We start from the raw sequence: 12,960 nt of genomic DNA on the forward strand, positions 1-12,960 counted from the left end.
TGAGAAGACAAATATGGCTCGTACAATTCTTTACACGTACAAAGATGAAGAAAAGACCCTAACTTTTTCATATCAACAGCATAGAAACATCCACGAAGCCGTTGCAGAGGCTGAAGGCATCGATATTTCGGACTACCTTAAAATGGAACAACAGATTGAGGCGGTTTCTGACACTAAAGCAGTACGTAATTACCGCGACAATCACTTTCGTAAGTTAGGGTTTAGTAAGATTACGCTTCAGCAGAAAGAAAACCTTGGCGTGGGTAAAAAGAAGTAATCTCTCATTCAACGAAAAAGGGCTCGTAAATACGAGCCCTTTTTATTAGGTCAATTGGCACCTGCTACTTGATATTCAAGAACGCAGCACCACGTACACCACCTGAATCACCGTGTTTAGCTTTGATGATCTTCGGGCATTTAGCCACTGAAAGGAGATGTTTTGGTATACGCTTAGGCATTTCTTCGTAGATAAGTTCGAAGTTAGATAACCCGCCACCTAAAGCAACGACATGTGGATCGTTTCCAGTAAAGATATTTGCAAAACAAATCGCTAGAAGCTCCATGAATCGCTCTACATGCTCCACCGCTTTCTCTTCGCCTTCCGCATGAGCTTTGATGATCTCAATCGCTTTCTTCTGTTCACCAAAGTAATGCTCATAAATCAGCTCAAAACCACGGCCAGAAAGGTAGCTGTCTAAACAACCTTTTTTACCACACCCACAGCCTAGTAAAGGCGCATTATCTCCTAAATGGAACCACGCATCCAAAGGTAGGCGCATATGGCCAAGTTCACCCGCGACATTGTTACGGCCAGAGAAGACTTTACCGTCGTAAATCAGCCCGCCACCAAATCCAGTCCCCAAGATAAGGCCCATTACAGACGCTTCATCTTTAAGCTCATCATCCCACGCTTCTGAAAGAGCAAAACAGTTAGCGTCATTTTCAATCTTAACGCTACGACCAATCTTAGCTTCAAGGTCAGCGCGAAGTTGTTTACCTTTTGCAGCTGGAACATTTACAGTTAACACTTCTGACGTATCGGCATCTTCCATACCTGGTAGACCCAAGCCAATTTTGCCTTCACAGCTTAGTTCCGCATCGTACTTGTTTACTAAACCTGCAATGGTCTCAACCAATAGGTTATAGTCATCCGTTGGGGTTGGAACGCGTTCCGTTGCAACACGCTCTAGTTGTTCATTGAAAGCACCAAACTCAATTTTAGTGCCGCCGACGTCAAAGCCGTAATACATGCAAATCTCTCCTAGAAAAAGGTTCCAAAGCTAGAACCAAAAAGCATAACTTTGGGCATTATCCATATAGCTACGCCTACAAACCGTGACGTATAACATATTTATCTTGTAGGTAACTGCAACCGACCAATTGCTCACCAACTGATTACCATTTCTTAGAGGTGCTTCTCGCTTTTAGAATACTCCACGAAACGTTTCAGAAACGGGCGTGTTAAGTCGTGTTTCAAGCGAGTTTTACTGAGCAAGTAGCTTTCCCTAAATGCTTCGAACCAAAGCTCAAGCGTCTTCGAGGCTTGAGTTTCACCCGCTTGCTCTAACACTAAAGCCGCAACTTCTGCCGTTGACAAATGGTCTTCGTTCATCGACTTACGCATCAAGTATTGGGAAACACTATCTGGCTTAATCGATAACACAGGTAAGCCCGTTAAATATTCCGACTTTCTGAAAATCTTTCGCGCTTCACGCCAGCTACCATCAATAAAGATAAATAAAGGCTTACAATTTGGGGCCTTTTCTTTACGCAAATTAGTCGGTTCAAGGCTTGTTGAGGTGATGAGCCGTTGTTTATCATCAACATAGTCTTCAGGAAATACGATGATTGGTAGGTAGCTGGGGTCACTCAGCACCTTTAGCATTTCTGCGTCTGGTTCTGTACGGTTCCACTGATAAACAAACGTATCTTTAATCACATCCGCGATTAACTTACCCGTATTGCTTGGCTTAAATACCTCGTTGTCCGATACAATCAACATGGTAGCAATATTCGTATCGATGTCAGGCTGAAACTCACAAATGCAATGCTGGCTTGAGACTTGGCAATATTGGCAGCGGTTTACTTTCGCTCCTCGAGCATTGAATGCTTTGGTCGAGATAGATTGGCGGTATTGGAAAAGTCGGTGGAACGCGTGAATTCTCATGAGGCTACATCTGCATTAAACTGTGGACGTCTTTCGTTGTGGCGGCATTGTACTGACCACAGGTTAAGAATCAAATGGAGTTACACATGAATAGCCCAGAAACCATTCGTCTAGCCATATTCATAGCGGTACTTTTGCTATGTGCAATCTGGGAATTCACTTCACCACGTAAAGCCCTTACCCAAAACAAATTTCAACGCTGGCTGAGTAATTTAGGCCTAGTCGGATTTAACAGCATATGTATCAGCCTTTTGATGCCGCTCGTCGCGTTTCAAGCTGCTATAAACGCCCAAACAAGTGAGATCGGGTTGTTTAACATGAGTCTCTTTAATTCCGAAACGCTCCCTACTTTCGCAATTGTTATTCTATCCGTCGTTATCTTGGATTTTGCGATTTATATTCAGCATGTGGTGTTTCACCGAGTACCTTTGTTGTGGCGCCTGCATCAGGTTCATCACGCAGACCAGGATATTGACGTCACCACTGGCGCGCGTTTCCATCCGATTGAAATTATCCTGTCGATGTGGATTAAGATTGGTATTGTCGTCGCATTAGGGATTCCACCTGAAGCAGTACTGTTGTTTGAAATTATTCTCAACGCGAGTGCAATGTTTAACCACAGCAATGCTTTCCTAAACCTAAAAGTAGATTCTTGGCTAAGAAAGGTCATTGTGACACCTGACATGCACCGAGTTCACCACTCGATAAAAGTGAAAGAGACACACAGCAATTTTGGTTTTTTTCTATCGGTATGGGATCGTTGGGGTAATACCTACCGAGAACAGCCTGAAGACGGTCACGATAAGGTGACTATTGGTGTACCTTTGTTTCGCACTTCTCGTGAACAGTGGCTAGATAAAATGCTTACCCAGCCATTTAGAATCAAAAAGCGTTAGGAAGAGTCCGGACGGAAACTAGACCAATCTACACTACGTATTTGTGCAACATTGCCTGCTGATGACCAGCTATATCCGCCACCTGTTCGGAACTCTCGACCATTGAATCAAGCTGCAAGCGAGTATCTTCACCCTGCTCTGAAATATGAGCGATGGCACGGCTTACGTCTGCAGTTGCTCGCTCCTGTTGCTCTGTTGCCACAGTAATTTGCTCTATTCGAGCACGAATATGATTCACCGCGTCTTCAATACCTTCAAATGTCTGCTTAACTTCATGGCTTGAAGCGAGTGCATTCGACATCTCTTTCCTTGAATCCGCAACTGCCTCACGTGATTTCTCCGCAGCCGCAATAAGCTCACTCATTCGCTGCCTTATGTTTGACGTCTGTTGAGACGTTCCACTGGCTAGTTGACGAACTTCATCCGCCACCACTGCGAAGCCTCGCCCCTGTTCTCCTGCCCGAGCAGCCTCAATCGCAGCATTTAACGCCAACAAGTTGGTGTTTTCTGCAATGCCCGAAATGAGATCAACCATTGCACGGATTTGCTTAACCCGGTTGTCTAATTCCAGCATTGACTGTTCGTTGATATTTAGTGTTTTCTCGAGCTTTTCTAGGCTTGCATTATTCGATTCAACGACACTAACACCTCTCGACGAAGCTTCCGATGCGGTTACTGACTCAGAATAAGAACCGTTGGTCACCGTGGCGATTTCTTTGATAGAAGCCTCCAATTGAGTCACTGTCGCCACCATGCTATCTAACGAGTGGTTTTGTGTTTTGAGAGTACTTTTCGATTGCTCTGCCGCTTGATGGCTTACTTCAGCACTTTGATAAAGAGTTTCACAATTACGAGTGACGGAAGAAATGGAATCCCGCGTAGTTTCGATAACAGTGTTTAGATTGCTAGACAATATCTGAAGCTCCTTCGGGCCTTGAAGCTTTGCCGTTAGGCTGTAGTCGTAGTTCGTTAAAGCCTTAAGGCTATGGGTGATACCTTGTAGACCTCGGTTGATCCATGCTCTTAGCCCCAACCAACAAGTCAGAACGATACAACCAATCACTAGCCCCACTACAACCAATGTATATTTAGCCGACTCCATTACACTATCCACCACCATAGCCCGCTCGGTAATATCAACCTGTGCTCGCGTCGAGATTTCGTCAAGTAACGTAACCGTTTGATTAGCAACCGTAACTGCGTTGGACACCTTTTCTTGTAGTAATTCAGAATGCTGGAGTTTGTTTAAAATCTGCTTCAATACACCTTGTTCTTCAAAACCTTTCTTCACCATTTCATAAGGGGTAATTAGACTTGCAAATTCAACGACATCTGGGTGCCACTCCAAAAAGTCGTCGTACGCTAAGTTAATACCGGCCACACGATTACGCATCTCTTTGTATTCGAGTTCGGCTTTTTCGAGATCCGTTTGCATCATCAGCATTAAAAAGGTGCTTTCCATAGAGCTTGCACTGGCAATAAAACGGTTCGCTGCATCCGTTGACACGGGGTTATCTACCGAAAGAAAAGAGCTGATTCGATTCATTTCAGGACCAATAGAACTTAGCCCATATCGAAATCCCGTTACTTCGTCGGAAATCTGTTGTTGCATCTCAAGTAAGGCCGCTTTTGACTCCAAGATGGCCATTGAAGATTGGTTTAATCGCCCTATTTGCTCTTCAAGTGATTGGTGTTGAGCAAGGGCGTTTTCACCAAATACTAACCTATGGCTGTCATTCAAGAGTTCTTGATTAGTTTCAATAACTTGTGCAACAGAACCTTCGATCGACTGCAGCTCCGATGTCGACGTAGCTTGCGTACCGTAGCTCAATAATTTTGCTTGTTCGAGTATTGATTGAGTCAACTTTGCATTGTTTAGCGCTTGAGGAAGGGCTTGAGTTGATAAGGCTTCAAAGTTATTGCCTATCCGCTCAATGCTTTTAATACTGGTAAATGAAATCACTGCGACAAAAACTGTTATAGTGATGAAGATAGCGCTGATTGTATGAATCAGTGATAAAGGGCGTTTTGTTTTAGTTTTCATGATGAGTCTAGCCAATTGAAGCAATTGTTTGCTTGATGCTATTGCGCTTCAATGACAGATTCATTTCATTGATATTTCACTTGGGTTACATATGGATAAGATAGCCGTATTGGTGTTGGGTTTACTGATAGCAGGGTGTTCTACTGCGCCAAGCACTGTGGTAACTGGCTCAAAATCTGTGGTGGAAGGCCAACCGACATCTCTTCAGCAACGCAAGTTAGTCGAATCCTTTCTTACCGTTTTTGACCAATGGGAAGGAGCACCTTACCAACTTGGTGGTAGCAGCTTAGCAGGCATCGACTGCTCTGCGTTTGTTCAAATAGCCTATAGTTCAGCTACACAGCAAAAACTACCTAGGACAACCCTAAAGCAAAGCCAAGTCGGAACATACGTGAACTACGATCAAGCTGAAATTGGTGACTTAGTTTTCTTCAAAACGTCACGCACGACTAGGCATGTTGGCGTGTATTTAGGTAGCAAGCAGTTCATGCATGCTTCCACATCCAAAGGCGTAATCATATCTAGGATTGATAACCCGTACTGGGCTTCAAAATTTTGGCAGTTTAGGCGAGTAGCTAACTCGCCTGAAAAGATTTAAGAAAATCGAAAGGTGTGTTTGATTAGTCGTACGTCGCTACGGCAATATCGAAAAGGTTTTTTACCAACGCGATGTATTCATCCAGAAAGGTAATTTGTTCATTGGTGGCTGGCTTGGTCCAAACGCCAGCAAGCACTTCAGATAAGTCTTCTACTACCGAGTCGGCTTCTTTAAGTAGTTGAAAACGCACGCTTGAATGCAGCTCTGGATTCTGTTCGAAAATCGCCATGATATTGCTCGCTACCATATCAGTAACCACATCTTCGACACTTTCCGCGCCCGTATCACTGGTATCGGACGTAAATACATCTAAATTGAATGCTAGGTGCTCGATTAGAGCTAAGTATCCATCGGTTTCTACAACCACACTAAATTCTCCGCGTTACTGCTTAACTGGCTAGCGATAAGTATTCCTTCACTAATACTAAGACATATAGGCAGACTTTAACAATATACCCGCTCTCAGTTGGCTTTTTTTTACTCATAACCTGAACCAACTAACGCTTTTTATGGTTCAAGTCACACTCTAACTCATCACCAATAAGCGTAAAGTTTCATGAGCTTACTAAGTGTTTGCTATTTGAGAAATAGGAGCTGTACATATCGAAGCTAAGGTAAATCATTTATGATTTGGCTATAGAGGAATATCACACTTTGCCTAATATGTTATATGAATACGTGTGAATTAAATGAATCTTTGAAAAACGAATCAGATTTCCTCTTTGTCTTGTCCTAAACTTATGGCAAATAAGCATTTACTTGGCGGAGAATACTTATGTGGCAAGCTCTATCCCAACAGCTATCTGAAACTCTAATGTTTGATTTCAACATTAACGAACGTTCAAAAGTTCACGGAGGAGAAATTAGTGAGTGCTACATGATCAGTGATGGAGAACAGCGTTATTTTGTAAAAACCAACACGAGGGATTTTTTGCCACAATTCCAAGTCGAAGCGGAGAACATTCAAACCCTTCGCGACACCTCCACCGTATTCGTTCCCGAGCTAATTCTAACTGGCACCAGCAAAGACCACTCGTTTATCGTGCTCAATTACCTTGCGACCAAACCGCTGGATGACAATAAGCTCAGCTTCAAATTCGGTGCTCAGTTGGCCAAGTTGCATTTATGGGGTGAGCAAAAAGAGTTCGGTTACGATCAAGACAACTACATTGGAAATACACTTCAGCCAAACAAATGGGATCGCAAGTGGCACCGATTTTTCTCTGAGCAACGTATTGGCTGGCAATTGCAATTGCTACGAGAAAAAGGCATCGAACTCGTCAATATTGGCGAATTTGTCCAGTTAGTTGAAAGTCGGCTCGCCAGTCACACCCCCCGCCCTTCGCTTCTCCACGGCGACCTTTGGCATGGTAATGTCGCTAAATCCGCATTTGGTCCCATATGCTACGACCCTGCGTGTTATTGGGGTGACCGTGAATGTGATATTGCAATGACGGAGTTATTCGAGGGCTTCCAACCTGAGTTCTATCAGGGGTACGAAAGCGTTTTACCGTTAGACTTTGGTTATGCTGAGCGCAAGGACATTTACAACCTTTATCACGTACTGAACCACTACAATCAATTTGGTGGCCACTACCTTGCTGAAGCTGAATCAATGGTTGAGAAAATACTAAGCTATTAATTAATTCACAACAAAAATACACAAACCTCAAAACAGACGCCTAACTTATGCGTCTGTTTGTTTTTTCTGGGGCAAATCAAACTTTGTACTTAATTCACAACCATAACTAACTTGGCGGCTTACTATTGAAGTATCTCAAACATGAAGTAAGGAGATAGGCATGAGAAACTACACGGAACGAAAGGTAAAATGCCCTCACTGTGGTCATTCAATCGGTATTACGCTGGATGCGTCGAATGGAAGCCAAGAGTTTTATGATGATTGCCCAGCATGTTGCCACGCTATTCACCTCAATATGACGGTCGATGAAAGGCATAATAGTATCGAACTCTTTGTCGATGCCGACGATGAACAAGTCTTCTAAAATTTTCAAAAAGCGCCCTTTATGGGCGCTTTTTTATTAGCTCCACTTTTATTTTCATAACGCAGAACAAATCACACCACACCAAAACATTTGAAATAAAATCACTTTCTTACTTGATGTGCGATTTCTTTTAATTAATCATTAACATTAATTAAGGCGTACTTATAAAACTTGTTGACTTCATTTGCGCCTCAACTTCACAGGGATGTATATGGCTGATCAGTTTTCACCTTCAGCAAGTTCGATTTCTGCTGTCGACTCAAGTAATCAAGAACACAGTGTTACTGAATTTTCTGTTTCACAGCGTCTTTCCGAACCTTTTGTTATCGAGCTCATTTTGGTCTCGAAATCCTTTGATTTAGAAGCCCAGTTAGGCCAAAAGCTTACTGTGAGTCGTTATAATAACGAATCAGGGAGCCTTTCACTTTCCCGTTCATACAATGGTGTCATCACTCAGATACAGCATTTAGGCTTAGACGCCAACCTACAGTTTTCTAGCTATAAGGTTGTGCTAAGACCTTGGTTCTGGCTCTTGACTCATACCCATGGTTTTCGTGTTTACCAAAACCAATCGACCAAAGACATCGTTAGCGATATTTTCACCAATGCGGGTTTCAGTGGTTCATTTACCGCTAGTAATTTGCCTTCTACTAAACGTGAGTACTGTCTTCAATACAATGAGTCAGATTTTGACTTTGTTACTCGTTTACTGTCAGAAGAAGGGGTCCACTACTATTTCGAGCATTCTTCTTCTGATCATAAAATGATTCTTCAAGATGCTCAGACACCCTTTTCTAAAGCAAGTACTTCTAAGTTTGATATGGTCGAAGTTCCTTCGGGAAGTAATCCACTTATTCACTCATGGATGCCTCGCTCTGAGTTTCATGGTGCAAGTGTAGAATTGACTAGTTACGATTACTCACAAAGCAAACTTATTTCCAGCAAGGTGAAGAAATCCAGTCATACCATTTCGAACAATACTAAACTTACGCAAACACACTACCCTCCGTTAGGAATAAGTCGAGATCGCACTGACCTCGCAAGTAACTTGGTTAAGCGCCGTATTGAACAAATAGAACAGAATTACCAAAGTGTCATCGCAACAAGTCATTCTGACGAGTTTGAGCTAGGATCCTGGTTTTCTCTCGCGAATCACCTAGATAAGAACCAATTGGGTGATTATTCCGTCATTGGAATGACCGCTGCTTATAACAGCGAAGGTGAGTGCACGATAGAGATAGAGCTGATTCCACAAGCGACACCCCATTATCCTCCAGTGCTAAACAAACCCGTGGTTAATGGCTTACAAAGCGCACTGGTCGCAGGCTCAACGGCTGGTGATATAAACCAAGACGAACAAGGCAGAGTAAGAATACAGTTCCACTGGGACACTGAAACCTCTGGCGACAAAACAAGTTGTTACGTTCGAGTTGCACAGATGCTCGCTGGCAGCGGTTATGGTAGTCAATTTGTACCTAGAGCCGGGCAAGAAGTCCTTGTGGCTTTTATTGATGGCGATCCTGATCAGCCTGTAATCACTGGTAGTGTATACAACAGTAAGAACGCCCTCCCGTACCCAGAAGCCAATAGCACTAAATCTGGTTTTAAAACTAAACTTTCTGGGCAAAGCAATGAATGGTATTTCGATGACAAGAAAGACAACGAGTTGTTTTACGTGCACGCAGCAAAAGATCTTACCCAAGAAGTTGAAAATAACGTCACCGAAACGATTAAGGGTGAAGCCAGCCAAACCGTCACTAAGCAGGTGACGGTATCCACTGAAGATAATTACAGCCTCTCAGTCACTAAGGCACTCAGCCAAAAGGCAAAATCTATTTCCATCGAAGCCGACGACTCGATAGAGCTCACAGTAGGATCAAGCAAAATCAGTATTTCCTCATCTTCTATAAGCATAGAAGCTAGCAGTATCGAAGTTAAAGCATCCAACTCTCTATCGTTGCAAGGCACTAGCGTCGAAAGTAAAGCGACCTCTTCCAATAAGATAAGTGGCGCCACTACGGCTGTTGAAGCAACAAGCTCAAATAGCATTAAGGGGATGAGCGTTGCAATCGAGGCCCAAACTACGCTTAGCGCACAGGGGCAATTGAGCGCAGAGTTTAAGTCAGGGTTAAAGGCGACGTTTGATGGCGGTGTTATGGGCGAAGTAAAAGGTGCAATTGTAAAGGTTAACTAATGACGTTTAAAAAGATTCCGTACAATAGTAGTGCTCAAATACTACCTCGATTTAAAATTTCGGATGATGCGGCTGCCCTTATTGAGGAGGAAGCATCCGTTGAACAGACAATTCAAGTTCTTAATGATAATGCCCTATATTCAGACCTAGTTCAGTTCTTAGCTCATGCTCTGCCCGTCAGAGAAGCCATTTGGTGGGGGGCACTATGCCTCCAAACCCGTCAAAATGATTGGTCACCCGTACAGTTACAGTGCTTAAACTCCGCAAAAAACTGGGTCAAAGGGCCATCTGAAGAGCTACGCCGAAAATGTGAACTATACTCAAATCGCTTAGAGCTCAACTGTGGACCTTCATGGCTTGCTCAAGCCGTCTTTTGGAATGGCTCAGGAAGCATTGTATCGCCGGAGCTTCCAGCAGTACTGCCCGACCCGTTCCTGTATTCCAAGGCCGTTGCTGGCGCAGTTAACCATTCAGCCGCACTACCCGAATGGGACAACTACCAAGGATATATTGAATATGCCATCTCGACTGGGCTAGATATTGCTCGTGGCGGTAACGGAAAAGAGGATTAACTATGACATTAGCAGCTAGATTAACCGACATGCACGTGTGTCCCATGCAAACTCCAGCTGTTCCTCCCGTACCACACGTAGGTGGGCCGATAACAGGCCCTGGAGCACCAACTGTTCTCATTGGCAATATGCCGGCCGCAACAATGGGAGATATGTGCGTTTGCGTAGGCCCCCCCGACTCCATTATTAAGGGAAGTGCTACCGTTTTAATCAATAGTAAACCGGCAGTTAGGATGGGAGATACCACCTCTCACGGTGGGAGTATTGTGCTAGGAATGCCCACAGTTATGATCGGGGGTTAGTAAATATTTTCATTTACCTTTCACATTTAGCGTGACATCAGTCCAGTTTTTTAGATGAAGTTCAAAGTTTTTGGTAAATAATTATTTTCTCGAAGACATTTCATAAAAAAGTCCTAGAATTAACAAATGTTAATAAACCTTTAAACCTATTGATAATCATAATGATGCGTAGATTTTAACCACCACATTATCGATTAAGTTAATCATCAGGAATCATATGGTAGACACGGACAGTTTGCTGACGCCAATTTCGGAATCCGAGCCTTGTGGCGTATATTTAAAATTAGATCGAAGTGCCTACAGAGGCATTCGAAATGCATACAATGCATCTCAATCCTCTTTCCGTCAGTTAGTAGAAACACCTGATGCCTCATCTGATCAAGCTATTGTTGATAGCAATGAAGCCAACTGGCAATCTTTGCGTGAAATCACTGAAGACGCACTAAAAACAAAGACCAAAGATTTGGAGATACTAGGTTGGTACATCACCAGCCAACTGTTCACAAATCAGCCTTACGAAAACCTTTCCAGTTCTATCAGCCTAATTAAGTCCTATGCAGACACTTGGTGGGATGATCTGAACCCTAAAATGCCAGCGGAAAAGCTCAAGTCATCTGACGAAGCGGGTCAACAAAAAGAACAAGCCGAATTTAAGATTAAGCCTTTGCTCCAACTGGTAGGTGAGTCAAATGAGTCCACCTCCTTGTATATTCCGTTGCAAATGCTTGGCCTAGTGGATGACATTACATTTGCTGATTACCTAAGAGCTGAGCGACAAGGTGAAATCGCAAGCTTAAAGGAGAAAGCGCTAGGTTTATTTTCTTCCGATACTCAGCATACGTTGATGGCACTTTCCGACTGTTACGTGAACTTGGTAGAGGCAGAAGCGACCATTTCCACAAAATGTAATGAAATCGGCGTTTCTGCAATTAGCTTCAGGTTTATAAAGCAGAACATTGCTGACCTAATCAACGCAATTCAATTCTTGGTTGGCGACAAGTTCGCTATTTGGCCGTTAGATTCAAACTATCAACCTAAAGGCGATGAGCCTGAAGCAGAGCAGCCTGTTGAATCGGTGCAACCACAAGGCCCTGCACCTACTGCGGAAACAAGCAATGCTAGTCAACCGCAATCAACTAGCACACCAGCAGGTTCTCCAACACCAGCTGTCACCTCCTCAGTTAATGCGGTCACAACCAATACACCTATCGCTACAGGGCCAATAGCAAGTCGCGAGCAAGCATTTCACGAAATTCGCAAAGTTGCTGAATTCTTCAAAAAGAATGAACCGCACAGCCCTATCGCATTTTTACTCGAGCGCGCCATCCGTTGGGGACAACTCAGCCTACCTGAACTTTTACAAGAAATGGTCGGCAATGATTCATCGGCGTTAAATCACATCAACCTACTAACGGGTATGGACAACTTAGAAACAGCAGAGCTCGGTACCTATACAGCCCCTGCTGTTCCTACAATGAATTCAACAGAAGAAGTAAAGCACCAAGATGTTGAATCTCGTTCGAATCCATCGAGCGAGAGTACTGAAACTATGCAAAACACAGTTAACCAAAACTCTGAACCATCAAGTCAAGACTCAGGAAACCTGACAGATTTCGAATGGTAAGGAATTAATGCTAGCTAGCAAAGGAGAAAAGAATGGCTTCTATTTACATGAGAATTGACGGTACTACCCCTAAAGGCGCAGCAACTGTTGAAAAAATTGGTGGTAAGGACGGTTTTTTTGCAATTGGTAATGTCTCTTGGAGTGCTGTACGTGGTGTAGGTATCGACGTTGGTAACGCGAACAACGCAGACCAAGGTATGGTTGCATTAGGTGAAATCAACGTAAACCGCAGCTGTGATGGTGCGTCACCTTACTTGACGACTTTCCTTTATGCACCTGGTGCAGAAGGTAAAACAATTGAGATTGTTATGACTAAACCAAACCGCGAAGGTTCTGGTGCAGATCCATACCTAATCCTTACTCTTAAAGAAGCTCGTATGGCGAGTTACAACATGGGCGCAACTGACGGTAGCCTTCCAAGCGAGTCATTTAGCCTGACATACACTCAGATCTCTAAGGCCTACTACATCGAAGGTCAAAACGGCAAGATCGAGAAAGGCCCAGAAGTCGGATTTGACGCTACAACAGCGAAAGTGACTTCAACAGCGTCTTAATGT

General features: G+C 43.5%; 14 protein-coding genes. 10 read left to right on the top strand and 4 right to left on the bottom strand.

Annotated features, from left to right (window positions below; genetic code table 11):
• The first annotated feature begins 13 nt into the window (after positions 1–13).
• A complete protein-coding gene (locus J4N42_RS07425; protein ID WP_252027203.1) occupies positions 14–277 on the top strand; it encodes a DUF2960 domain-containing protein in 264 nt (87 codons plus the stop codon).
• A gap of 64 nt (positions 278–341) precedes the next feature.
• On the opposite strand, the gene nagK is transcribed toward J4N42_RS07425, so the two are convergent.
• Positions 342–1,250 carry an N-acetylglucosamine kinase gene (gene nagK, locus J4N42_RS07430; protein ID WP_252027204.1) on the bottom strand — a complete coding sequence of 303 codons (909 nt, stop codon included), beginning with the start codon at positions 1,248–1,250 and terminating at the stop codon, positions 342–344.
• Positions 1,251–1,405: 155 nt separating this feature from the next.
• Positions 1,406–2,167 carry a tRNA-uridine aminocarboxypropyltransferase gene (locus tag J4N42_RS07435; RefSeq protein ID WP_252027205.1) on the bottom strand — a complete coding sequence of 254 codons (762 nt, stop codon included), beginning with the start codon at positions 2,165–2,167 and terminating at the stop codon, positions 1,406–1,408.
• A gap of 86 nt (positions 2,168–2,253) precedes the next feature.
• Here J4N42_RS07435 and J4N42_RS07440 point away from each other — a divergent pair, with 86 nt between their 5' ends.
• Positions 2,254–3,063, top strand: coding sequence for a sterol desaturase family protein (locus tag J4N42_RS07440; protein ID WP_252027206.1), 810 nt, complete (start codon positions 2,254–2,256; stop codon positions 3,061–3,063).
• A gap of 28 nt (positions 3,064–3,091) precedes the next feature.
• Here the strand turns inward: J4N42_RS07440 and J4N42_RS07445 are convergent, their stop codons facing one another.
• Positions 3,092–5,107 (bottom strand): methyl-accepting chemotaxis protein, encoded by a 2,016-nt coding sequence (locus J4N42_RS07445; protein ID WP_252027207.1) that lies wholly within the window; start codon positions 5,105–5,107, stop codon positions 3,092–3,094.
• 91 nt (positions 5,108–5,198) lie between these two features.
• Between J4N42_RS07445 and J4N42_RS07450 the strand changes: the two genes are divergently transcribed.
• The gene (locus J4N42_RS07450) at positions 5,199–5,705 is read left to right on the top strand and encodes an NlpC/P60 family protein (RefSeq protein ID WP_252027208.1); all 507 of its coding nucleotides are present in this window, start codon (positions 5,199–5,201) and stop codon (positions 5,703–5,705) included.
• Between the two features lie 22 nt (positions 5,706–5,727).
• Here J4N42_RS07450 and J4N42_RS07455 read toward each other — a convergent pair whose 3' ends face one another.
• The gene (locus J4N42_RS07455) at positions 5,728–6,072 is read right to left on the bottom strand and encodes a DUF3802 family protein (protein WP_252027209.1); all 345 of its coding nucleotides are present in this window, start codon (positions 6,070–6,072) and stop codon (positions 5,728–5,730) included.
• A gap of 408 nt (positions 6,073–6,480) precedes the next feature.
• Between J4N42_RS07455 and J4N42_RS07460 the strand changes: the two genes are divergently transcribed.
• The 7 genes from J4N42_RS07460 (at position 6,481) to J4N42_RS07490 (ending at position 12,957) form a co-directional block, all read left to right on the top strand.
• Positions 6,481–7,347: a fructosamine kinase family protein gene (locus tag J4N42_RS07460; RefSeq protein ID WP_252027210.1), complete on the top strand. Its 867-nt coding sequence runs from the start codon at positions 6,481–6,483 to the stop codon at positions 7,345–7,347.
• A gap of 160 nt (positions 7,348–7,507) precedes the next feature.
• Positions 7,508–7,711, top strand: a complete 204-nt coding sequence (locus J4N42_RS07465) for a CPXCG motif-containing cysteine-rich protein (protein WP_252027211.1) — start codon at positions 7,508–7,510, stop codon at positions 7,709–7,711.
• A 211-nt stretch (positions 7,712–7,922) separates the two neighbouring features.
• Positions 7,923–9,905, top strand: coding sequence for a type VI secretion system Vgr family protein (locus J4N42_RS07470; protein ID WP_252027212.1), 1,983 nt, complete (start codon positions 7,923–7,925; stop codon positions 9,903–9,905).
• Positions 9,905–10,477 (top strand): DUF6931 family protein, encoded by a 573-nt coding sequence (locus tag J4N42_RS07475; RefSeq protein ID WP_252027213.1) that lies wholly within the window; start codon positions 9,905–9,907, stop codon positions 10,475–10,477. Before J4N42_RS07470 ends, J4N42_RS07475 begins: the two co-directional genes overlap by 1 nt.
• A 2-nt stretch (positions 10,478–10,479) precedes the next feature.
• Positions 10,480–10,779: a PAAR domain-containing protein gene (locus tag J4N42_RS07480; RefSeq protein ID WP_252027214.1), complete on the top strand. Its 300-nt coding sequence runs from the start codon at positions 10,480–10,482 to the stop codon at positions 10,777–10,779.
• 217 nt (positions 10,780–10,996) lie between these two features.
• Positions 10,997–12,403 carry a type VI secretion system protein TssA gene (locus J4N42_RS07485; protein ID WP_252027215.1) on the top strand — a complete coding sequence of 469 codons (1,407 nt, stop codon included), beginning with the start codon at positions 10,997–10,999 and terminating at the stop codon, positions 12,401–12,403.
• Between the two features lie 32 nt (positions 12,404–12,435).
• Positions 12,436–12,957, top strand: a complete 522-nt coding sequence (locus J4N42_RS07490; RefSeq protein ID WP_252027216.1) for a type VI secretion system tube protein Hcp — start codon at positions 12,436–12,438, stop codon at positions 12,955–12,957.
• Positions 12,958–12,960: the final 3 nt, after the last annotated feature.

It is taken from the genome of Vibrio sp. SCSIO 43135 (genome assembly GCF_023716665.1).
GTDB lineage: Bacteria > Pseudomonadota > Gammaproteobacteria > Enterobacterales > Vibrionaceae > Vibrio > Vibrio paucivorans.